The organism is Maritimimonas sp. 2210JD6-3 (assembly GCF_056591795.1).
This window is the reverse complement of the sequence record NZ_JBWQOJ010000024.1, coordinates 17998-39791: the sequence shown is the minus strand read 5'-3', so window position 1 is coordinate 39791 and position 21794 is coordinate 17998. Positions and strand designations below refer to the sequence as shown.

Genomic DNA, 21794 nt, shown 5'->3' with positions numbered 1-21794 from the left:
AATCGGAGTACAAAAGTTACACCAATTAATATTATATGAAATAATGTCATATAAATGTAAAAAAGAAAAGCTACTTTCATCAACTTGAAAGTAGCTTAAATATATTGTTTAGTGAACGATTACTTCTTTAAGAAATCATTTACTTTACTAGGATCCATAACCGACTCAACAAAAGTGTAAGCACCTGTTTTAGGAGATTTTACCATTTTTATTGCTTTTGTTAATCTTTTAGAACCAGTTTGTAACGATGCTACTGCTTTCTTTGCCATACTTCAATATTTTTCAGAAATTACTTAATTTCTTTGTGAACTGTCATTTTCTTTAAAATAGGGTTGAATTTCTTCAATTCCATTCTATCAGGAGTATTCTTTTTACTCTTGGTAGTAATATATCTAGATGTACCAGGCATACCACTATTTTTGTGCTCTGTACATTCTAAAATAACCTGAATTCTGTTACCTCTCTTTGCCATTTGATATTATTTTTTCAAAAATCCTTTTGCTCTTGCTTCTTTAATTACAGCAGAAATACCTTTTTTATTGATATTCTTTAAAGCAGAAGTTGCTATTTTTAATGTAATCCATTTATCTTCTTCAGGAATGTAAAAACGCTTTTTGATCAAATTTGCATCAAACTTACGTTTCGTTTTGTTCATGGCGTGAGAAACGTTGTTTCCTACCATTGCCTTCTTACCTGTTAACTCACAAACTCTTGACATTTCTAAACTCTTTTTATAGTTGTTCTAAAACGAGGTGCAAAAATAATAACTTTTTAAAGAACTCACAAACTATTTTATCGGTTTTTTAATATCGAGGTTTTTAGTAATTCTAAAGCTTTTATTGAAGCTTTCTCGATGACTTTTGCTCTAGGGGGTCCAAACATATAATCTTTAACATAAATTCCACTTGGAGAAGCAATTGCAATAAAAACTTTACCAACCGATTCATCTGTTTTATCTTTTGTAGGTCCTGCATTACCCGTAACACCGATAGCATAATCTGTTTTGAACACCTTTTGAATTCCTAAAGCCATCGCTTTTGCAACCTCAACACTAACAACAGAATGTTTACTGATCGTCTGTTTTTGAACATTTAAAAAATCGGTCTTAATACGTTCATGATAACTCGTGATCGCTCCTACAAAATAGCTAGATGCACCTGGTACTGAAGTAATTATTTTAGCAATAGTACCTCCTGTACAGCTTTCAGCTATAGATAATGTTTTGTTTTGTTCTATTAGCAGTTTACCAATATTCGCTTCTAATCTTTCTCCTTCATCAAAACCAATAACAATATCACTAATGAGTTTTGTCAATTTTTCAATTTCTCGATTTAGTGCTTTTTCAAGTAGTGCTTTGTCATCTCCTTTTGCAGAAAGTCGTAGTCGTAATTTCCCATAGTTTGGCAAATACGCTAATCTTATAAAATGAGGTAATGCATTTTCCCAACCTTCAATGCGTTCAGCTACTTTACTTTCACCCATACCATACGTCATAATTGTTTTGTGAATAATGTAAGGTAGCTCAAAAGACTTCTGTAATTTAGGCAACACTTTTCGAAGCATTAAGCCTTTCATTTCATTAGGCACCCCAGGCAAGGAAATGAAAACTTTACCATTTTTTGTAAACCACATACCTGAAGCGGTTCCTAACGTATTTTTTAATATTGTGGCCTTTTCAGGAAGCAACGCTTGTAATCTATTCAATTCGGTAAACTCATACCCTATTCTTTCAAACATTTGCTTATTATGCTCTAGAATCTCTTCATCGATTTTAAGCTCTGACTTAAAATATTGAGCAATTGCATGTTTGGTAACATCGTCTTTAGTCGGTCCTAAACCTCCAGTAACAATAATAATATTGGCATTACTTTCAGCTTCAGTCAAAGCCTTTAGAATATGTGATTTATTATCTTGTATAGAGGTAATCTGATATACCGAAATACCAATTTTATTTAATTCAGTAGCAACCCACTGAGAGTTTGTATCTGTTATCTGACCGATTAAAATTTCATCACCAATAGTTATTATTTCTGCGTTCAAATCTTCTTGTTTACATTAAGGCAGCAAAGGTATTAAATACGAAATATTTTAGTAGTTTTAAATTTAATTCTTTAAACTAATCAAAATGAATCAATTAAAACTAATCAAGTATTATACAATCATACTTTTTATGAATTTAATACTTACTTCCTGTAATCAGCAAAAACTAGATGTAGAGGAAACCTATGTGATACAAAAACAGGAGATTAAACCTGATTTTACCTTAACGAAAGATCAAACTCATAATAAGTTTAGTAGTAGCATTCCTCCTGTTCTCAGTGTGAAATCAGGAGCCATTATAGAAGCTTTTACCGAAGACGCTAGCGATGAACAAATTTCAATAGACTCTCACGTTTCAGTTTTAGATTCACTAAAATTTGATCCTATACATCCATTAACAGGTCCTATTTATGTTGAAAATGCAAAGCCTGGTGATGTATTAAAAGTAACCCTACATAAAATTGAAATGGGTGCATGGGGTTGGAATGCGATCTTTCCAGGGTTTAGTTTTGTAGCCGATTCTGTTAAAGGTACTTATCTAAAAACTTATAGCCTTGGTAAAGATAAAAAGTACATCGATTTTAATACTCGTATAAAAATACCGTTAAAACCATTTCCTGGAGTAATGGGAGTTGCTCCTGCGACAGGTGATATGCTATCCACCATTCCACCAAGAGCTAATGGCGGTAATATGGATGATCCGAATCTCGTAGAAGGAACAACAGTTTACTTTCCCATTTTTGTTGAAGGTGCTTTATTTTCTATCGGTGACGCCCATGCTGTTCAAGGACTCGGCGAAGTTTGTGGTACAGCTATTGAAGCGCCTATGCGTTTTATTTATCAACTCGATGTAATTAAAAACAAAACTATTAAAGAACCGCAATACGAAACAGAAGATTATTATGCAACCACTGGTTTTGGTACTACCATAGATGAAGCTGCAAGAAAAGCAACGCTTTATATGATTGATTATTTAAAACATGAGCATAATTTATCTGAGTTAGAAGCCTATGCATTGTGCTCTTTGGCTGGAAATCTAAAAATTGCTGAAACAGTAGACGTGCCCCATATGTTGGTAGCAATGCATATTTCTAAAGAAATCTTCAATAGTCAATAATATCCTTTTAGTTAAATTTTTGAAATTCATTTTATATTCAATTACCTTTAGCACACTTTAAACAAATCTCATGAAAAAAATAATACTTTTATCGCTTACATTTATAGTTACTTTACTTTGTAATGCTCAAACTGATGTTGAAAAAACGAAGTCAACTGTTTCTAAAAATGATATTGAAGGGCACATCTATTTTTTAGCTTCTGATGAGCTTAGAGGTAGAGAAACAGGAACCCCAGAAATTGATATTGCAGCTTCCTATTTAGCAAACTCTTTTAGACGTTATGGAGTAAAACCTGCAAATAATGGTAGTTATTATCAAAATGTAGCATTACAAAAGGTTACCGCCGCTAAAAACACTTCGCTAAAATTGAATTCGATTTCTACTCAAAAATTATTAACACTAAAAGCTAAAAATTTAGATTTTAATGGTGAAGCTATTTATGTAAACTATGGCTTAGAAAATGATTACACTGGAAAAAATGTAACTGGAAAATTAATTGTTGCTAAAGCTGGAAATGCTGAAGATGAAAGCCCACGAGGTGCATTTGGTATCTCAAGAGAAAAAAGAAGATTAGCAATAGAAAAAGGAGCAATTGGCATTGTTGAAATAGCAAATGTTGATGATCAAACGTGGAGTCGATTTTCACATTTTTTCAATGAAGATAAATTAGGCTTAGAAGCTAATGATGACGAAAATTTTGTGCATGTTTGGATGAAGAACACAAATGGTAGTGTAGCTCAAAAGCTTTCTGCTGAAAAAAATATTACTGCGAGTTTGAAAATAGATGGTATTGAAAAACTAGAAGTTAAGGCAAAAAATGTAGTAGGTATGGTAGAGGGTTCCGACCCTAAATTAAAAGATCAGTTTATAATTTATTCAGCACACTATGACCATGTTGGTGTTGGTAAGCCTAATGCAGAAAAAGACTCGATATATAATGGTGCACGCGATAATGCAGTAGGTACAGTAACTGTACTAAGTGCCGCAGAAAACATTGCTAAATACCCGACAAAACGCTCTGCACTGTTTATTTTATTTACAGGAGAGGAAAAAGGTTTATTAGGTAGTGAATGGTACGTAGAACACCCAGTAATTCCATTAAATAAAATGGTATATTGTTTTAATAGTGATAATGGAGGTTATAATGATACTAGTATAGCTACAATTATAGGTTTAGGAAGAACAACAGCTGAAGCACATATTAAAAAAGCAGCAGAAGCTTTTGGATTAAAAGCTATTGACGATCCTGCTCCAGAACAGGGATTATTTGACAGGTCTGATAATGTTCATTTTGCAGCCAAGGGAGTTCCCGCACCAACCTACAGCATGGGCTTTACTGCTTTTGATGCAGAAATTGGTAAATATTATCATCAGCAAGCCGATAATCCTGATAGTATGGACTACGATTATCTTGAAAAATTCTTCAAATCTTATGTATTAGCATGTAGGTTAATCGCAAACGACTCTGAAACTCCTTTTTGGACAAAAGGTGATAAATATTACGAAGCTGGTAAAAAACTTTATGGTACTAAAACCATCAAACATTAAATTTAAACTAAAGCAGTAACAAGAAAGTAATTGTTACTGCTTTTATATACCTACACCTTCTAACTAACTCAAACTTTTTTAAAATGAAAAAAAATCTTTTTCTTTTACTTATCGGAATCATAACAACTGTAAGCGCCCAAGAAAAAAAGAGCGAAAAATGGGATATTTCTAATCCTCAAGGTAATTTCAATTTTAAAGAAGTACAACTATCTACAGACGAAGGCACTTGGATGAACCTTGATGTGAGTCCAGATGGAAAAGAAATAGTATTCGATTTACTCGGAGACATTTATAAGATGCCTATTGCTGGAGGAAAAGCTACACTTCTAAGACAAGGGCTTCCTTATGAAGTACAACCAAGATTTAGCCCAGATGGTTCTAAAATACTATTTACAAGTGACGCAGGTGGTGGTGACAATATCTGGATAATGAATGCAGATGGTTCTAATGCAAAACAAATAACCAAAGAAAAATTTAGACTACTAAATAATGGAACTTGGTCTGCAGATGGTGAATATATTATTGCACGTAAACACTTTACCTCACAACGCTCTTTAGGTGCTGGTGAACTATGGATGTATCATATCACTGGTGGCTCAGGAACCCAAATCACAAAACGCAAAAATGATCAACAAGATGTTAATGAACCAAACGCCTCATTAGATGGTAAATATTTATATTATAGTGAAGACGTATATCCTGGTGGGTTCTTTCAATATAATAAAGACCCTAATAAACAAATTTATGCTATTAAACGTTACAATTTCGAAAATAGCGAAATCGAAACTATTACTGGTGGACCAGGCAGTGCCGCTAGACCTCAGATATCTAGAAATGGTAAAAAATTAGCTTTTGTAAAACGTGTTAGAACTAAATCTGTATTGTTTATTCATGATTTAGAGACTGGTGAAGAATGGCCAGTTTACGATAATTTAAACAAAGATCAGCAAGAAGCTTGGGCTATATTTGGTGTATATCCTAGTTTTAGCTGGATGCCAAATAATGAAGAAATTGTTTTTTGGTCAAAAGGAAAAATTCATAACATAAATATCAACACACTTAAAGTTAATACTATTCCATTTAAAGCTGAGGCTAAAATTAAAATTGCCGAAACAGTAAAGTTTAAATATCCTGTTTTTGAAGAGAATTTTACAACCAAAGTGATTCGTGGCGCAGTAACCTCACCTGATGAAAAATCAATCGTTTTTAATGCACTTGGATATTTATGGTTAAAAAAACTCCCTAATGGAAAACCCAAAAGACTAACAGAAGGAACCGATTTTGAATCAGAACCCAATTTTTCACCTGATGGTAAATTTATAGTTTATGTTACTTGGAATGATGAAAACTTAGGAGCAGTTTATAAAATTCCTGCTAAAGGAGGAACTCCAACAAAATTAACTTCAAAAAAAGGAATTTATAGAAATCCGTCATTCAATAATAGTGGTACCAAGATTGCCTATGTAAAGCAAAATGGGAACGGAGATCAAGGTAGAACATTTGCAAAAAATACCGGGATTTACATTATGAATGTTGACGGTTCAAATACTAAACGATTGACTAAAAGTGGAGACTACCCTTCATTTAGCAAAGATGATTCAAGAATACTGTATCAAACAGGCGGTTATCTATTTGGAAGCTTAACAAAAGAATTAAAAAGCATAGACCTTAACGGGAAAGAAGAAAGAACACATGTAAAGTCTAAATACGCAAACCGTTTAGTACCGAGCCCAGATAATAAATGGATCGCTTTTAGTCATTTACACAAGGCATATGTAGCACCCCTACTCATAACAGGAAAAACAATAGATTTAGATGATAAAACTAAGGTAGTTCCTGTTTCTCAACTATCAAAAGATGCTGGTATCAACTTACATTGGTCTAATAACAGTAAGAATGTTTACTGGACTTTAGGCGATGAATATTTTTCTAATACAATAGCTGATAGATTTACCTTTTTAAAAAATTCACCAGATAGTATTCTACCAATTACAGAAAAAGGCATTAAAATCGATTTAATTGCTAAAAGTGATAAACCTAACGGTAAAATTGCTTTTATAAACGCTCGCATTATTACCATGAATAAGGATCAAGTTATCGAAAATGGCACAATCATTATTAATGAAAATAAAATTGAAGCTATTGGTAACACAAATGAAATTTCTATACCTAAGGGCGCAAAAATATTTGATGTTTCTGGCAAAACAATAATGCCTGGTATCGTTGATGCACATGCACATGTAGGTGGATTTAGGTATGGTCTTTCAACTCAAAAACACTGGCAACATTACGCCAATCTAGCTTACGGTGTTACAACAGCCCATGATCCTTCGGCCAATTCTGAGTCTATTTTTGCCATGGCTGAGCTCATAAAAAATGGAACAATGGTAGGCCCTCGCCTTTACTCTACTGGTGTTATCTTATATGGTGCTGATGGAGATTTTAAAGCAGTAGTAAATAGTTTAGAAGATGCACGTTCTGCTATAAGAAGAACTAAAGCTTTTGGAGCAAAATCTGTTAAAAGTTATAACCAACCTCGTAGGGAACAACGTCAGCAGATTTTGCAAGCCGCACGTGAAGAAGGCATTTTTGTAGTTCCTGAAGGAGGTTCTACTTTTTATCATAACATGAATATGATTATGGATGGGCACACTGGTATTGAACACAATATACCCATCGCTCCAGTTTATAAAGATGTTATTACACTTTGGAGCAATAGCCAAACAGGTTACACACCTACGCTAATTGTAAATTATGCGGGGATGAGCGGTGAATACTACTGGTATCAAAAAGATAATATTTGGGAAAATGAAAAACTTCTAAAATATACACCTAGAAGCATTATTGATGCTAGATCACGCCATAGAACTATGATACCCATAGAGGAATATGAGAACGGTCATATACTCACTTCCAAAACCTGTAAAGCATTAACTGATGCTGGAGTCAAGGTAAATCTAGGAGCACATGGGCAATTACAAGGTTTGGGAGCACATTGGGAGTTATGGATGTTACAACAAGGTGGTATGACCAACTTAGAAGCTTTACGAGCTGCAACATTAAACGGTGCAGAATACATTGGCATGGGTAATGAAATTGGTTCTTTAGAAGTAGGAAAACTTGCTGACTTAATTGTGCTCGATAAAAACCCTTTAGACGATATTTTAAACACAGAAAGTGTTCGTTATACAATGGTTAATGGTAGATTATATGATACTGAGACTATGAATGAAATTGGTAATATTGAAAAAGCACGAACTAAATTCTATTGGGAAAATAATAAATACAATCAATCATTCCAATGGCATGAAGAAGCACAAAGCTTTACAATACCAGGGTGCGGGTGCACGTTAGGACATAAAAATTAAACCAAATTATTGGTAACATATCTAACTAAAAATAGACTTATTAAGTAGAATACATAAATTTATTACTATGAAGAAATCAACTCTATTTAATAACATTTTTATTGTATTTAGTATTCCTTCTGTTTTGATATTGAGCCTAGTATGGCTAGCTAAATCATCTTATTTTGTTCAATATTCAAAACCGTTATCTAATGCCATTATTCTAGATTTATTATTAACAATTCCCATTATCTACTATTTGCTTATAAGGAAAAAGAAAATTCTAAAAACTACCGTAATTCCTGTATTTTTTATTGGTTTATTAATTGGTTTTTCCATAATTCCTGGCGAGTACCAGTATCCTCTCAACTTTATCAAAACATGGCTTGTACCACTTATTGAAATAGGGGCATTATTTTATGTTGGATATAAAATTTTTAAGGTTACCAAGTTATTTAAGAGATATGAAGACAAATCAACTGATTTTTTTACAATAGCAAAAAATGTATCTCAAGAAATTATGAGTGGAAAAATGGCAATATTCCTAGCAACCGAAATAGCTGTTTTTTATTATGGTTTTATTAATTGGAAAAGAAGAGAATTAAATAAAAATGAATTTTCATATCATAAAAATACCGGAAGTGTAACACTCCTCATCGCGTTGCTATTCATTATAATTATTGAAACAATTGTAGCACATATTGTGATTTCAAAATGGAATGTATCTATAGCCTGGATATTAACAGGGTTAAGTATTTATTCTGGAATACAAATTTTAGCCATCGTAAAATCTCTTGCTAAACGACCTATTATGATTTCAAATAATAAAGTTTATTTAAGATATGGAATACTTAATGAAACTATAATAGATATAGACGATATAGAGTTCATAGAATTATCAAATAAAGAAATTGAAAACAATAAAAAAATAAAAAAGTTATCTCCTTTAGCAGATGTAGAAGGTCACAATATAATACTTCATTTAAAAAAGGAAAATATACTTTCAAGATTTTATGGGTTTAATAAAACGTATGAAAAAATTGCTTTTTTCTTAGATAAGAAAGAAGTTTTTAAAGATGAAATAGAATCACGATTAAATTCTTAAACTATGCAAAAAGCACTTCAAACAATGATCAATAATATGCCTGAAAAAACAGGTAAATCGTTACAAGAATGGACAACCATCTTAAAAGAAAAAAAATTCTCTAAGCATGGTGAAGCCGTAAAATTTTTAAAAAATGAGCACGGGGTTACGCATGGTTTTGCAAATACTATTGTAACACTTTCTAAAAATGACCAAAGTTCTGATGATGATCTTTTAAAAAATCAGTATATAGGTAAAGAATCCTTAAGACCTATTTATGATAAGCTGATTACAGAAATTTCAAAATTTGGTAATGATATTACTAATACACCAAAAAAAAACAGTGTAAGTTTAATTAGAAAACATCAATTTGCTTTGATAAAGCCAGCTACAAAAACAAGAATCGATCTTGGTCTAAAGTTAAAAGGAAAATCGATAGAAGGTAGGTTAGGTAATTCTGGACCGTTTGGAACTATGTGTACACACAGAGTGCAATTGATTTCTACAGATCAAGTTGATCAAGAAGTATTAGGGTGGATCAAAGAAGCCTATGACGCATCTGTTTAGCGCAACCTTTCAAGTTAGTTTTCATCTTACAATAAACTACTAAAAAAATGAAAAGCTTTTTATCTCTTTTTCTATTATTTATTATGGCTTCTTGTTCTAGTAATCCCATAGATAACGACAGTACAAAAAATGGTCAACAAACTTGGAAACTAGTGCAGATGTCTGGAAGTTTTGCTAGTTCCGAAACTACGGGTTCTAATATGGAGTGGCAAGAAACAATTGCCCTAAAGACAGATAATACCTTTATAAAAACTAGAATTAAAAATGGTAAAAATATAGTAGCTGAAGGGACTTACACTTATTTAAATTTAGAAGATGGTAAATATCTTGAACTTACTTTTCCTGAAAAAAATGAATTAGTTGGCAATTGCTACGGCAACAATAAAGAGACTTATTGGATAATTTCGGCTACTAAACTTAGAGGCACTTGGTTGGCTTGTGACGGTCCTGGTTTAGAATATGAATTAGTAAACTAACATTAACTAAATTACATTTTTAAGATTTTTATCACAATTTCTTAAATGTTACTGCATTTTATATAGATTTTAAATTTGTATGTTAATCAGCTTACTATCATAAAAGTGATATACTAATGCATGTAAAATTCTCTTCCCTTAAACGATATTTCACTTAAGAACTATTTCTTAAATTCTTTTGAGTGCTGCATTAATACAATATTAAATCTCTCCTAATTTTATAAAGATTAATTCACTTATTAAATATGGACCGCTCAAAATTTAAAGCCTAAAATAATCAATTCAAATTACTTACTGAAGCTATTTAAACTTTTTGGTCTATAGCGAAAATTAGCAATTTTTTGGTTATTTGAAAGCTTTTTCGAGCTGCATAGTAGGGTTACGGAAGAAAAAAAGATAAAAATGAATGAAAAAGAGCAATTTTTTAGCCAATTGAAAAAGTTTAAATGGTTTAATATTATAAATAATCTATTTATCAAGATATTACTACCATTTACATATAAAAAAATACTGTTTGTTATTTTTCTATATAAATTTTAACATTTTTTTTGTTCTTTTGTAGCACTATTAATTTAAACCCCTACAAAGTTATGAAAAAAAGCTACTTATTAGTTAGTTTATGCATTGCATTTGCATTTTTTTTAAGTTCGTGTGAGAGCGAACCAAATGAAGTTCTTATCGGAACCGAAAAATCAAAAATCGAACCTGATTTTTTTGAGAAAAACGGATCAATGGGACTTGAAAGCGAAGAAAAAGAAGAAGAAGAAGCTCCTTCTGAAGAGCTAATCAACACGAAGAGTTATTATCATAACTATAACCTTCTAAGACCCTCAGATCTTAATCAACACAAAGTAAATGAATTAAAATGTGGTGAAACTAAAACCATACCACTACTAGTTGGTTATTACAAAAAACAAGTAGGTACCGTAAAAGTTTCAAACGATGAAGAGAATCTTTACATTACCGTTAGAGCCAACGATTATAAGTATATGAAAAAAGTATATTTTTATATCGGTGAAAAAGGGCAGATTCCTTTTTATTCCAATGGTTTTCCTGACCTTTACAATTTTAATTATAAAGCGTTCCCTTATTATTACGGTGGTCAGAAAAAAGCTACTTATGTGATTCCGTTATCGTCAATCAATCTCGACTGTTTTGAAGTGGTTGCCTATGCGAAAATTTATGATGAATATAGTCAATGTTACTATTCTGCATTTGCTTATGCGAAGAATTTAACACAACAGTACTATTATTCATATTACTCAGGATGTTACTATTTCGGTGATTGGGTAAGATCTTTTGAATATTGCAAAGAAGATTGTAAAGAAGATGTAAGTTTTACCTATGCTTGGGAAGATTTAAAAAATATAGGAAATGATACAGATTATAATGATCTTGTAATACAAGCAACCGTAGCGAAATCGAGTAGTGAATTAAAGGTAAATTTCTCTGCAAGAGCTAGAGGAGCTGATTTCGATCACGAATTCAAATTTAAAATTCCCGCTACTGGTATCAATGAAATTTTAGGTGCTGAAAATGTTGAACTAGTTGATGGTCATTATATTGTAACGGTGTTTAATAGTACAAAAGCTGTTTTACCAGCAGAATATATTGGTCCTAATGGATACTCTGCCAACACTGAGCCTGGAGATACTACATGTACACCAAATGCCGATAAGGAAGTAGTAATTAAAACAAATAGCGATTTTGTTTATGATTCAACAAAACCTTACGAGCCATTTATTACAGTTACTCCATTTGCTCCATTTGGTACAGAAAAATATGACCTTTATATCTATGAAATCTCAAACAGAGATACTTGGGTTGATGGGCATGGTCAAGAATATCCTAATGGTATTGTTATTCCTCAGGATTGGAAATGGCCATTAGAAGAAGTAAGAATTTCAGCTGGATATCCAGATTTCACAAGTTTAAGTGCTGGTTGGAATCCAGATTGGGCTTCTAATTTAGGTGATCCTTCAAAAGTATTTAATTGTAATTAATTTTAATCTATAAATAATTTAAAAAGGCTTGAATCGAATGTAGATTCAAGCCTTTTTTTTAGAAAATCTTTACATTTTTTCATCTATAAAAATTCACAAATAACTAACAATTAACCCTATATGTCAAAAAAAATATTATATTTGTCTTAATTAACATTAATCCCCATATTGCTATGAGAAAATTTATCATGTTAATTACTATTGCTATGTTTACATTTAGCTGTAGTAATGACACTTCAGAAGTACTCATCGAAAATAATAGTGAGCAAGGAAAACCTTCACAATTAAAATTAAGTGAATTTACTGGTCAAGTACCAGATGCATGTAAACAAGTATGTCTCGTTGCTGGTCAACACATATACGTAGGTACAATAGATGTTGCCGAAAGCAATGGTGACTTGTACGTTACTTATAATGTAACAAAACCAGATGTATATCTAGAAGAAGTACATCTTGATGTTTTTAATTCAATAGAAGAATTTAAAGCTGCTAAAAAAGTTAGCAACGGTGGTGCTATTCCTGGAAAATTTGAATACAAAAAAGAATTTGGTAGTGATGAGATGGTTACATCACATACCGTTTTAATTCCTAAATCATATGTAGATGCTAATGGTGGTGCAGATTGTATCTATATAGCTTCGCACGCTGCTCTTTCAAATGGAGAAACAGCATGGGGTGGTTTATGTGATGCTTCTGACAACGGAGTAACGAATTTAGATGAGGCCAAGCAGTTCCCAGGTAGAAATTGGTCTGTTTATTTTGAGTTTTGTGCAGAAGAATGTACAGAAACAATTAACTTTACATATGCATGGGAAGATTTACAAAATATTGGTAACGACGCCGATTATAATGATTTAGTTATTAAGGCAGATGTTATTAAATCTAGTGATGAATTAAAAGTTACTTTCTTAGCTAAAGCAAGAGGTGCTGCTTTTGATCATGAATTTAAGTTCAATATCCCTACAACAGGTATCGATGGTATATTTGGAGCTGATAATGTAGAGCTTAACGGTACATATTATACGGTAACTGTGTTTGAAAGTACTAAAACGGTATTACCAGCTGAGAATGTTGGTTCTAATGGTTATGCAGCTAATACTGAACTTGGAGATGCAACTTGTACACCTAATGCTACCCGAGAGATTGTTATTACTACTAATGGTGACTTTGTTTATGATGCAACACAACCTTATGAGCCATTTATAACGGTTTATCCGTTTGAACCTTATGGTACAGATAAATATGATTTATATATTTATGAAATCTCTAATAGAGATACTTGGGTAAGTACAGATGATCAAGAATATCCTAATGGTATAATTATTCCTTTAGATTGGCAATGGCCTTTAGAAGAGGTTGCTGTAACAATACCTTATCCTAATTTTACTAGCTTAACCGCAGGTTGGACACCAAATTGGGCAAACAATTTAGCAGATTCTTCAAAAGTATTTAATTGTAATTAGTAACAAAATAAATAAAGACTTAAGTAACATTACTTAAGTCTTTATTTATTTAAAAGATTCGCTTATAAGTTATTGGTCATTTTTGCTTCAATTAACTTCTTTCGAAACAATTGTTTAGTGTTATGTAAACTTTTCTCATACCAAAATTTTGAAAGTACTATATCTTTATTTTCTAAGTATTCTGCCATACTCACAGAGTAGTACACATAAGAATCTTCTAACTGATTTTTAATTTCATCTAAAGCTTCCTTAGCTTCTTTATGGCTTCCTATTTCAAATAAACAAATAGCTCTATTTAGTCTAACAATAGCCGTATCCTGCAACGCTAATAACGCATCATACAATTTTAATATTTCTCTCCACGCTGTTTTTTTAAAAGTTGGCGCGGTTGAGTGTAAAGAAGCTATTAAAGCCTCAAGGTAAAAGCGGTTTAAATTTGCAGGTTTGGTAAGGTATTTAAATCCTAATTGTATTAAATGATTATCCCATTTTTCTCTATCTTGTTTTCTTAGAGATACAAATTCACCTTTATCATTCATACGAGATTCAAAGCGAGCTACAAGAAAATAAAATAAAGCCAAAAGATTTTTCGTAGAGTTAATAGAGAGCTGCTCTTCCAATAGATGAGCTAATCGTATTGCTTGAAAGCAAATTTCCTTATTAATAGCTGTTATAGAAGATTTACTAAAAGAATCATACCCTTCGTTAAACATAAAATAAATAATCTGTTCTAAGTAATCAGTATCACTATATGTTATTTTTTTATGCTCAGGATTTTTGAAATAATCTTTTGGAAGGTTTTTTAATTTCTTTTTTACTCGTTGCCCAATTTTATAAACATTTTCTTCTGTTAGTAGTAAACTATTCGCTATTTCTGAAACTCCAAAACCACATATAGCTTTTAAAGTAAAAACAAGTTTTGCCTTTGGTTCAATATCAAACCTACTACAAGTTAGTAAAAGTTGTAACTGATCATCTTTTGTGCTAGTAGTTTCTATTACTTCCTCATAACTAGCCCTTACAAAATCATCATGAATCGATTTAGATGTTTTTTTGAGTTCATTAATTACATTATTTTTGGTAACAACAAACAACCAGTCTATAGGTCTTTCTGGAAATTCGTTAAACTTCCAAGATTTCATTGCCTTGTAAAATGTTTCCTGAAGGGCATCTTCAATAATATCAACATGTTGATTTCCAAACTTAATTACTAAAGAGGCAAACACCTCTTGATAGAAATTTCTAAAGAGGTGTTCAGTAAATTTATTGGTTAATTTTTTGCCGCTAAGACTCATAATCCATAACAGGCCTAATCTCGGTAACGCCTCCCCAATGATGACAAGGGCATCCTTTTGCTATTTCAGTGACTTCTTCTAAACTATTGGCCTGCAGTAAATAGTAGCCTCCTATGATCTCTTTTGACTCGGTATAAGGACCATCCTGTACCAATACATCTTTACCTTTTATGGTGATACCATCTGGAACTAAACCATCTCCCCCGAGAAAAGTTCCCTGTTCTGATAATTTCTCAACCCATAGCATATGCTCTTGCACTAATTTTTGCATTTCTTCAGGAGAATATCCTTTTTCTTTTTCTAACTCATCATGTAGTAATAAAATAAATTTCTTCATATTAAAATGTTTAATGATTTATCTAAAAGACAAACGTGCTAATTGATTTTGGACAACTATTCTCTTAATTTTCCATTAAAAACACTCACTTTTGAATTAAAAGGATTACCCGAAGCTCTACGCATTAAAACCACTTGACCTGTATGCCAGATAGCATCGGCTATTGGGCCATTAATAGTATTCCAAAAAGGAAACTCTGAAGTGCCTCTATCACTTTTAAAAATTAATTTGTAATCTGATAGATCTTTTTGATTTCTAAGTATGTCAGCAGCTTTTCTAAAATTTTTTAATGTCTTTTTCCGTTTCTCATCAAAAGATAAATTTTCTTTCATCACAGCTGTTCTGTCATTTACAGTTTTTGTAGCTGCATTTACTATTACATTTGAAAGACTATATATATGGTCTATAGTTTCTTTACAGGCTCTACCGCTTTCACTAGGTTTATAATTCAGATCTTCCGTTCGAAGATCTTCTGTTGCCCAATAGTAACGAAAACCTAAGCCATCAATCATTCTAGCAGTTACTGCGCCAGCGGTATAAGATTCTGGAGCCATTGGAATTTTATAATAAGGAAGCTTTGCTTTAGAAGATTCTTGAGCATTCATAAATAAAGTAAAAGTTATAAAAAAAGTACATAAAAAGTTTTTCATCGTAAAAAGTTTTATGCAATAAATATAAGTCAAATGCATAAATTTATAGGTCTAATTTATTCTCAATATGAAAGAAAAGCCAGAACTTTATTTTGAACGTGATGTAGATTGGTATGATTGGTTACTTAAAAATCATGCTAATACGCCTAATGGAATATATCTTATCTTTTATAAATTAGAAACCAATATTCCGACGATGCGTTGGGAAGAAGCTGTAAAAGTTGCACTCTGTTTTGGATGGATAGATTCTACTGTGAAAGGCTTAGGTAATGGAAAACGCCGTCAGTATTTTTGTCCTCGAAAACCGAAAAGTCCTTGGAGTGCTCTCAATAAAAAATATATTAAAGACCTATTAGTTTCCAATCTTATGCACGAAAGTGGCTTTCAAAAAATTGAAGTTGCCAAAGATGACGGCTCATGGTATGCCATGGACGATGTTGAAAATGGAATTATCCCTGAAGATCTACAACTAGCTTTTAATACGAATCAAAGAGCTTTTAAAAATTATCAAAAATTTTCTAAAAGTTATCGCAAAAGCTATCTCTCTTGGTTACATGGTGCAAAGCGAGATGAAACACGTCAAAAAAGAATTACAAAAATTATAGAACTTTGCACAGAAAATATAAAGTCTAGATAATGTTCTGTTAATAAATCTACGTGTTAAAGTACACCATTCCACTTTAAAAATTATGTATATTTGCTATGATTTGCTTCACTCCTACAAGCGATCACAATAAAATATAGTTGATGAAAAAATTAGTAAATGCATTTGTGCTTTTCTTATGCGTGGTAGTTGTGTATTCTCAAGATAGAATGTCATCACCTAATACTTCTGTCGCTACTAAAAACACGGTTACAATAAAAGGCAAATTAATTCCGTACACAGCCAAAACAGGTACACAACCTGTTTGGGATAAAGATGGAAAAGTCATTGCATCTCTTTTCTATACCTATTACAAGCGATCTGATATTAAAAGCGATGCAAATCGCCCGCTCATAATTTCATTTAACGGAGGACCTGGCTCTGCTTCTGTATGGATGCATGTTGCCTATACGGGTCCTAGAATTTTAAAGATTGACGATGAAGGCTACCCTGTACAACCTTATGGTGTAAAAGAAAACCCTTATTCAATTATAGACGTGGCAGATATTGTCTATGTAAATCCTGTAAATACAGGATATTCACGAATGATCCCCAATAAAGAAGGGAAATACCCAGATAAAAAACAGTTTTTTGGTATTAATGCAGATATAAAATACTTGGCCGAATGGATCAATACGTTTGTTACCAGAAATAACCGTTGGCAATCACCAAAATACATCATTGGTGAAAGCTATGGCGGCACAAGAGTTATGGGATTAGCAGGTGAACTACAAAATAATCAATGGATGTACTTAAACGGTGTCATTTTAGTTTCTCCTGCCGATTATAAAGTTTTTGAATCTGATGTGCCTGTTTCTACCGGAATTGATTTCCCGTATATGACTGCGGCAGCATGGCATCATAAAATGTTGCCTACTGAATTACAAAATAAAGACTTACTCGACATTCTACCTGAAGCTGAGAGTTTTGCAGTAAACCAATTAGTTCCTGCTTTAGCTAAAGGAGGGTTTATTGGTGAAACTGAAAAAAACAGTATTGCTAAAAAAATGGCATATTATTCTGGGTTAAGTAAAGATGTAATCTTAAAGCGTAATTTAGATGTTACGCCTCGTTTTTTTTGGAAAGAATTATTACGAAGTAAAAATGGAAAAACATTAGGAAGACTAGATTCTCGTTATTTAGGTATCGATAAGGTAGAAACTGGAGATAGCCCTGATTATAGCGCTGAACTCACATCGTGGCTACATTCATTTACTCCTGCCATTAATTACTATTTACGAGAAGTATTAAATTATAAAACCGATTTAAAATATAATATGTTTGGCCCAGTACGCCCATGGGATCGTACCAATAATAATGTAAGAGAACGTTTACGCCAAGCGATGGCTCAGAATCCATATTTAAATGTATTAACACAATCAGGGTATTATGATGGTGCTACAACTTATTTTAGTGCAAAATACTCTATGTGGCAAATAGACCCCAGTGGAAAAATGAAAGATCGCTTTGATTTTAAAGGATACAGAAGTGGTCATATGATGTATCTACGCAAAGAAGATCTTGAAAAAGCAAATGAAGATTTACGAGTTTTTATTAAAAAAACAACTCCTAAAAAAGGACAGCCAGCAAAATATGATTAACACGCTATGAAAAAGTTAATTACCTTACTCTTTTTACTATTATATACTTTTAGTTATCCTCAATTAGAAACTGAAGTATATCTTTTTGATTTTACAAAAAAAGATAGCACTTCTTTCGAACTAAGTAATCCTGTGAATATTTCTGATAATGAAGGGTTTTACGACAATCAACCTTCATTTTTACTCGACGGCACTGGTGTTTTATTTGCATCGACACGTAATGAACAAACAGATATTGCTCTGTATAATTTAGAAAATCAAACAAAAGCATGGATAACAAACACAGAAGATAATGAATATTCACCCATACAAACACCATTAAAAAAATACTTTACAGCAGTAAAATTGCAGGAAGATGGTACACAGTTATTATGGCTATATCACTTTAATGGAAAAAAATCTAAGGTATTAATCGAAGATCTAAAAGTAGGGTATCACGCTTGGTTCAATAAAAAAATGGTCATATCATTTGTTTTGGGTGATCCAGCTACATTGCAAGCTTCGAATCTTAAAGTAAAAGTACGTTACAAGCTTGCAAAAAATATAGGAAGATCGATTCATAAAATCCCTAACGCTGAGTTAATGAGCTACATTAGTCTTGAGCATGGTGATCACGAGATTTATTCAATAGATCCCATAAATAGCGAGGAAAAGTATATTGTTGATGCCATTAAGGGCTCTCAAGATATGGCATGGACACCAGACGGTACCATTATTATGGGAAAAGAGGACAAACTGTATAAATTTAAACCCAACGTAGATAAAGATTGGGTTGAATTTGCTTCCTTACATGATTTTGACCTTGGCGGAATTACAAGACTAGCTGTAAGCCCATTAGGAAACAAAATAGCGATTGTTATAGACGAAAAAACCGAGCATAATGATGAAAAAGATAGTAACGAATAGTATTTTTATTCTTTTTGTTTTTTTCGTTTCCTGTAGTCCAAAAAATTTTAAAAAAAGTTGGGTTAAAAAGCAAGCTCCAGAGGTTTTTAATGCAAGATTCGAAACCACAAAGGGAAATTTTGATATAGAGGCACATAGAGCATGGTCTCCTAAAGCAGTAGATAGATTATATCAGTTAATCTCAACAGATTTTTATACCAATATTGCTTTGTACAGAGCTGTTCCTAATTTTGTCGTACAGTTTGGCATACATAACGATAGTATAGTAAATAACTCTTGGTCACATTATAAGGTTCCAGATGAAATTGTTATTAAAAAAAATATAGAAGGTTCTATTGCTTTTGCTCGAGGCGGAATTGAAACAAGATCTACACAATTGTTTATAAATTTAAAAAGCAACTCACCAAGGTTAGATACTTTAGCTTACAATGGAGTAAAAGGATTTCCTGTTATAGCGAATGTAACATCTGGAATGGATGTTGTAAAATCTTTTTATCAAGGCTATGCTGAAGCTCCTACCAAAAGGCAAGATTCAATAAATAAATTTGGAAACAACTATTTAAAGAAAAAATTTCCTAAATTAGACTATATTAAAAAGGCTTATATAATTAAATAGCCATCCCTTTTTTATAAATTAAGCGTAGAATAAAAAAGCATTCCGCAGGTACTAAAAAGCACTTTTCAATACCTTGACCCACGGAATGGGAATTAAATGCACTTTACTAACGCAACTTTTATTATAAAATTATAAGTTGTCTATAAAGTTTTTTTATCTACCGCACAACTTATTAATTATCAACAAATAACGAATTCTTCTTCTCTATTTATTAACAAGTATCCTTAAAAATAATAGCCTAAAGCTCATAGTGATAATCATACACTAAATAGTTAATTTTGCAATATGAGAATAGACATTATATCAGTAATTCCAGAAATTATTAAGAATCCTTTTGAATATTCAATTATGAATAGAGCTATAAAAAAGGGATTGGTAGAAGTTCATTTTCACGATCTGAGAACTTATGCCGTAAATAGATATGGTAAAATTGATGATTATCAATTTGGTGGAGGTGCTGGTATGGTATTAATGATTGAGCCTATTGATAAATGTATTACCAAACTCAAATCTCAAAGAGCGTACGATGAGATCATATATATGACTCCAGATGCCGAGGTTTTAGATCAAAAAACTGCCAATACACTTTCTTTAAGCAAGAATATCATTATTTTATGTGGTCATTATAAAGGAGTAGATCAAAGAGTTCGTGACTTATTCATTACCAAAGAAATTTCAATTGGAGATTATGTATTAAGTGGAGGTGAGTTAGGAGCCGCAGTTTTGTGTGATAGTATTATTCGCCTTATTCCAGGGGTTATAGGTGATGAAACCTCAGCGCTTTCTGATTCTTTTCAAGATGGGTTACTTGCACCGCCAGTTTATACAAGACCTTCAGATTATCATGATAAGAAAGTGCCGAGTGTATTACTTTCAGGTAATTTCGCCAAAATAGAAGAATGGCGAAATACAAAAGCTATTGAACGAACTAAGCTTCTACGACCTAATCTATTAGATAATCAAAAAAAATAATATTCTAATACTAAAATTAAAACTTTTTAATATCTTTGCACTCGCAAAATTAACCTCTGACGAAAATCGTGAATGTTACTTTTGTAAAATGATTAAAAATTAAAAAATGGATTCTTTAGTAAAATTTGTTCAAGACGAATTTGTAGCAAAAAAAGAAGTTCCTGAATTTTCAGCAGGAGATACTATCACAGTGTATTACGAAATTAAGGAAGGTAATAAAACTAGAACTCAGTTTTTTAGAGGAGTTGTAATTCAAAAAAGAGGAAGCGGTGCTTCTGAAACATTTACGATTCGAAAAATGTCTGGCACTGTTGGAGTAGAGCGTATATTTCCGATAAACTTACCAGCAATTCAAAAAATTGAAGTTAACAAAAAAGGAAAAGTTAGAAGAGCTAGAATTTTCTACTTTAGAGATTTAACTGGTAAAAAAGCAAGAATTAAAGAGCAACGCGCTTAATTGTTCTTTTATAATAATTATTAAAACCCGCTTTTATCAAAGCGGGTTTTTTGTTTTAACATTTGTTAATAAAGCCTATAAATATCTTCTTAATAAATACTGGGTTTTATTTCTTGTAAATTCACACTATCCTACTTATTTTAGCTAAAGAATTTACAAGGTATTATTCATGTAGATTTGTAAATCGTATGATTTAAAAATTAAAAGTTTAATATGTAAGTTCTGAAAGAACGTTCTTTCTGTTTTTAATTTTATAAAAATAAGACCAAGGTATTTAGCATGAATAAATTGGAACTATTAAAGAAATTTAAAACACAATGTTAATCTAATTAAGTAATTAAAATTGAGTAATCAATTAGAAGTATTGAAAAGATTAACATGAAACATGAGACAAAGTATACTGTTATTAATAATGGTTATCGTAATTATGAAAGTAATTACAAACTCGTGTTAAATGTTTCAGCTAAAAGCCGAATATGGGTATCCCTATATTCGGCTTTAGTTTTGAAATAAAGTTTTAATAGTTATTAACAATTGTTGATAACTATTGTTGTTAATGAGTTAGAAACTTACGTAAACCTTCTGTAAATCAATACTATCTTATTGTTAAATTTACCTCATAGAATCTAAATATAATTAAAATTACCCCTTTTTTTAATTTAGCTGTGAAA

General features: G+C 31.8%; 21 protein-coding genes. 14 read left to right on the top strand and 7 right to left on the bottom strand.

Annotation, left to right across the window (positions count from 1 at the left end; translation table 11 throughout):
- Positions 1–119: 119 nt before the first annotated feature.
- The 4 genes from AC1EUY_RS10895 to AC1EUY_RS10880 all read right to left on the bottom strand — a co-directional run bounded on the left by AC1EUY_RS10895 (position 120) and on the right by AC1EUY_RS10880 (position 2040).
- On the bottom strand, positions 120–269 hold the full coding sequence (locus AC1EUY_RS10895) for a DUF4295 domain-containing protein (RefSeq protein WP_480195566.1): 150 nt from the start codon (positions 267–269) through the stop codon (positions 120–122).
- Between the two features lie 20 nt (positions 270–289).
- Entirely contained in the window at positions 290–472 is a 183-nt protein-coding gene (gene rpmG, locus AC1EUY_RS10890; protein ID WP_480195565.1) for a 50S ribosomal protein L33, read from the bottom strand.
- Between the two features lie 6 nt (positions 473–478).
- Positions 479–718, bottom strand: coding sequence for a 50S ribosomal protein L28 (rpmB, locus tag AC1EUY_RS10885; protein ID WP_480195564.1), 240 nt, complete (start codon positions 716–718; stop codon positions 479–481).
- 74 nt (positions 719–792) lie between these two features.
- The gene (locus AC1EUY_RS10880; RefSeq protein WP_480195563.1) at positions 793–2040 is read right to left on the bottom strand and encodes a competence/damage-inducible protein A; all 1248 of its coding nucleotides are present in this window, start codon (positions 2038–2040) and stop codon (positions 793–795) included.
- Between the two features lie 85 nt (positions 2041–2125).
- Between AC1EUY_RS10880 and AC1EUY_RS10875 the strand changes: the two genes are divergently transcribed.
- The 8 genes from AC1EUY_RS10875 (at position 2126) to AC1EUY_RS10840 (ending at position 13646) form a co-directional block, all read left to right on the top strand.
- Positions 2126–3157: an acetamidase/formamidase family protein gene (locus tag AC1EUY_RS10875; protein WP_480195562.1), complete on the top strand. Its 1032-nt coding sequence runs from the start codon at positions 2126–2128 to the stop codon at positions 3155–3157.
- Between the two features lie 70 nt (positions 3158–3227).
- Positions 3228–4706, top strand: a complete 1479-nt coding sequence (locus tag AC1EUY_RS10870) for a M28 family peptidase (RefSeq protein ID WP_480195561.1) — start codon at positions 3228–3230, stop codon at positions 4704–4706.
- 83 nt (positions 4707–4789) lie between these two features.
- The gene (locus AC1EUY_RS10865; protein WP_480195560.1) at positions 4790–8074 is read left to right on the top strand and encodes an amidohydrolase family protein; all 3285 of its coding nucleotides are present in this window, start codon (positions 4790–4792) and stop codon (positions 8072–8074) included.
- Positions 8075–8141: 67 nt separating this feature from the next.
- Positions 8142–9158: a hypothetical protein gene (locus tag AC1EUY_RS10860; RefSeq protein WP_480195559.1), complete on the top strand. Its 1017-nt coding sequence runs from the start codon at positions 8142–8144 to the stop codon at positions 9156–9158.
- A 3-nt stretch (positions 9159–9161) separates the two neighbouring features.
- On the top strand, positions 9162–9704 hold the full coding sequence (locus tag AC1EUY_RS10855) for a DUF5655 domain-containing protein (RefSeq protein ID WP_480195558.1): 543 nt from the start codon (positions 9162–9164) through the stop codon (positions 9702–9704).
- A gap of 47 nt (positions 9705–9751) precedes the next feature.
- Positions 9752–10180: a hypothetical protein gene (locus tag AC1EUY_RS10850; protein ID WP_480195557.1), complete on the top strand. Its 429-nt coding sequence runs from the start codon at positions 9752–9754 to the stop codon at positions 10178–10180.
- Positions 10181–10770: 590 nt separating this feature from the next.
- Positions 10771–12183 carry a DUF4842 domain-containing protein gene (locus AC1EUY_RS10845; RefSeq protein WP_480195556.1) on the top strand — a complete coding sequence of 471 codons (1413 nt, stop codon included), beginning with the start codon at positions 10771–10773 and terminating at the stop codon, positions 12181–12183.
- A 173-nt stretch (positions 12184–12356) separates the two neighbouring features.
- The gene (locus AC1EUY_RS10840) at positions 12357–13646 is read left to right on the top strand and encodes an LruC domain-containing protein (protein WP_480195555.1); all 1290 of its coding nucleotides are present in this window, start codon (positions 12357–12359) and stop codon (positions 13644–13646) included.
- A 62-nt stretch (positions 13647–13708) separates the two neighbouring features.
- On the opposite strand, the gene AC1EUY_RS10835 is transcribed toward AC1EUY_RS10840, so the two are convergent.
- Genes AC1EUY_RS10835 through AC1EUY_RS10825 form a run of 3 tightly spaced genes read right to left on the bottom strand, consistent with a single transcriptional unit; the run spans position 13709 to position 15928 of the window.
- Positions 13709–14941: an RNA polymerase sigma factor gene (locus AC1EUY_RS10835; protein WP_480195554.1), complete on the bottom strand. Its 1233-nt coding sequence runs from the start codon at positions 14939–14941 to the stop codon at positions 13709–13711.
- Positions 14931–15278: a YciI family protein gene (locus AC1EUY_RS10830; RefSeq protein WP_480195553.1), complete on the bottom strand. Its 348-nt coding sequence runs from the start codon at positions 15276–15278 to the stop codon at positions 14931–14933. The genes AC1EUY_RS10835 and AC1EUY_RS10830 overlap by 11 nt, the downstream gene beginning before the upstream one ends.
- Before the next feature lie 56 nt (positions 15279–15334).
- Positions 15335–15928, bottom strand: a complete 594-nt coding sequence (locus AC1EUY_RS10825; protein WP_480195552.1) for a hypothetical protein — start codon at positions 15926–15928, stop codon at positions 15335–15337.
- 67 nt (positions 15929–15995) lie between these two features.
- Here AC1EUY_RS10825 and AC1EUY_RS10820 point away from each other — a divergent pair, with 67 nt between their 5' ends.
- The 6 genes from AC1EUY_RS10820 to rplS all read left to right on the top strand — a co-directional run bounded on the left by AC1EUY_RS10820 (position 15996) and on the right by rplS (position 21123).
- Positions 15996–16565 carry a YdeI/OmpD-associated family protein gene (locus AC1EUY_RS10820; protein ID WP_480195551.1) on the top strand — a complete coding sequence of 190 codons (570 nt, stop codon included), beginning with the start codon at positions 15996–15998 and terminating at the stop codon, positions 16563–16565.
- Between the two features lie 110 nt (positions 16566–16675).
- Entirely contained in the window at positions 16676–18172 is a 1497-nt protein-coding gene (locus AC1EUY_RS10815) for a S10 family peptidase (protein WP_480195550.1), read from the top strand.
- 6 nt (positions 18173–18178) lie between these two features.
- Positions 18179–19078 carry a TolB family protein gene (locus AC1EUY_RS10810; protein ID WP_480195549.1) on the top strand — a complete coding sequence of 300 codons (900 nt, stop codon included), beginning with the start codon at positions 18179–18181 and terminating at the stop codon, positions 19076–19078.
- Positions 19053–19694 (top strand): peptidylprolyl isomerase, encoded by a 642-nt coding sequence (locus AC1EUY_RS10805; protein WP_480195548.1) that lies wholly within the window; start codon positions 19053–19055, stop codon positions 19692–19694. The genes AC1EUY_RS10810 and AC1EUY_RS10805 overlap by 26 nt, the downstream gene beginning before the upstream one ends.
- Positions 19695–19979: 285 nt before the next feature.
- Complete coding sequence (gene trmD / locus AC1EUY_RS10800) at positions 19980–20666, top strand: tRNA (guanosine(37)-N1)-methyltransferase TrmD (protein ID WP_480195547.1); 687 nt, start codon at positions 19980–19982, stop codon at positions 20664–20666.
- 106 nt (positions 20667–20772) lie between these two features.
- Positions 20773–21123 (top strand): 50S ribosomal protein L19, encoded by a 351-nt coding sequence (gene rplS / locus AC1EUY_RS10795; protein ID WP_480195546.1) that lies wholly within the window; start codon positions 20773–20775, stop codon positions 21121–21123.
- The last annotated feature ends 671 nt before the right edge of the window (positions 21124–21794 follow it).

Excerpts from the sequence above, each read along its gene's own strand:
- AC1EUY_RS10855 (WP_480195558.1), top strand. The coding sequence starts at position 9,162 with ATGCAAAAAGCACTTCAAACAATGATCAATAATATGCCTGAAAAAACA.
- AC1EUY_RS10810 (WP_480195549.1), top strand. The coding sequence starts at position 18,179 with ATGAAAAAGTTAATTACCTTACTCTTTTTACTATTATATACTTTTAGT.
- AC1EUY_RS10820 (WP_480195551.1), top strand. The coding sequence starts at position 15,996 with ATGAAAGAAAAGCCAGAACTTTATTTTGAACGTGATGTAGATTGGTAT.
- rpmB (WP_480195564.1), bottom strand. The coding sequence starts at position 718 with ATGTCAAGAGTTTGTGAGTTAACAGGTAAGAAGGCAATGGTAGGAAAC.
- rpmG (WP_480195565.1), bottom strand. The coding sequence starts at position 472 with ATGGCAAAGAGAGGTAACAGAATTCAGGTTATTTTAGAATGTACAGAG.
- rplS (WP_480195546.1), top strand. The coding sequence starts at position 20,773 with ATGGATTCTTTAGTAAAATTTGTTCAAGACGAATTTGTAGCAAAAAAA.
- AC1EUY_RS10895 (WP_480195566.1), bottom strand. The coding sequence starts at position 269 with ATGGCAAAGAAAGCAGTAGCATCGTTACAAACTGGTTCTAAAAGATTA.
- AC1EUY_RS10830 (WP_480195553.1), bottom strand. The coding sequence starts at position 15,278 with ATGAAGAAATTTATTTTATTACTACATGATGAGTTAGAAAAAGAAAAA.
- AC1EUY_RS10865 (WP_480195560.1), top strand. The coding sequence starts at position 4,790 with ATGAAAAAAAATCTTTTTCTTTTACTTATCGGAATCATAACAACTGTA.
- trmD (WP_480195547.1), top strand. The coding sequence starts at position 19,980 with ATGAGAATAGACATTATATCAGTAATTCCAGAAATTATTAAGAATCCT.
- AC1EUY_RS10860 (WP_480195559.1), top strand. The coding sequence starts at position 8,142 with ATGAAGAAATCAACTCTATTTAATAACATTTTTATTGTATTTAGTATT.
- AC1EUY_RS10815 (WP_480195550.1), top strand. The coding sequence starts at position 16,676 with ATGAAAAAATTAGTAAATGCATTTGTGCTTTTCTTATGCGTGGTAGTT.
- AC1EUY_RS10875 (WP_480195562.1), top strand. The coding sequence starts at position 2,126 with ATGAATCAATTAAAACTAATCAAGTATTATACAATCATACTTTTTATG.
- AC1EUY_RS10845 (WP_480195556.1), top strand. The coding sequence starts at position 10,771 with ATGAAAAAAAGCTACTTATTAGTTAGTTTATGCATTGCATTTGCATTT.
- AC1EUY_RS10835 (WP_480195554.1), bottom strand. The coding sequence starts at position 14,941 with ATGAGTCTTAGCGGCAAAAAATTAACCAATAAATTTACTGAACACCTC.
- AC1EUY_RS10840 (WP_480195555.1), top strand. The coding sequence starts at position 12,357 with ATGAGAAAATTTATCATGTTAATTACTATTGCTATGTTTACATTTAGC.
- AC1EUY_RS10805 (WP_480195548.1), top strand. The coding sequence starts at position 19,053 with ATGATGAAAAAGATAGTAACGAATAGTATTTTTATTCTTTTTGTTTTT.
- AC1EUY_RS10850 (WP_480195557.1), top strand. The coding sequence starts at position 9,752 with ATGAAAAGCTTTTTATCTCTTTTTCTATTATTTATTATGGCTTCTTGT.
- AC1EUY_RS10870 (WP_480195561.1), top strand. The coding sequence starts at position 3,228 with ATGAAAAAAATAATACTTTTATCGCTTACATTTATAGTTACTTTACTT.
- AC1EUY_RS10825 (WP_480195552.1), bottom strand. The coding sequence starts at position 15,928 with ATGAAAAACTTTTTATGTACTTTTTTTATAACTTTTACTTTATTTATG.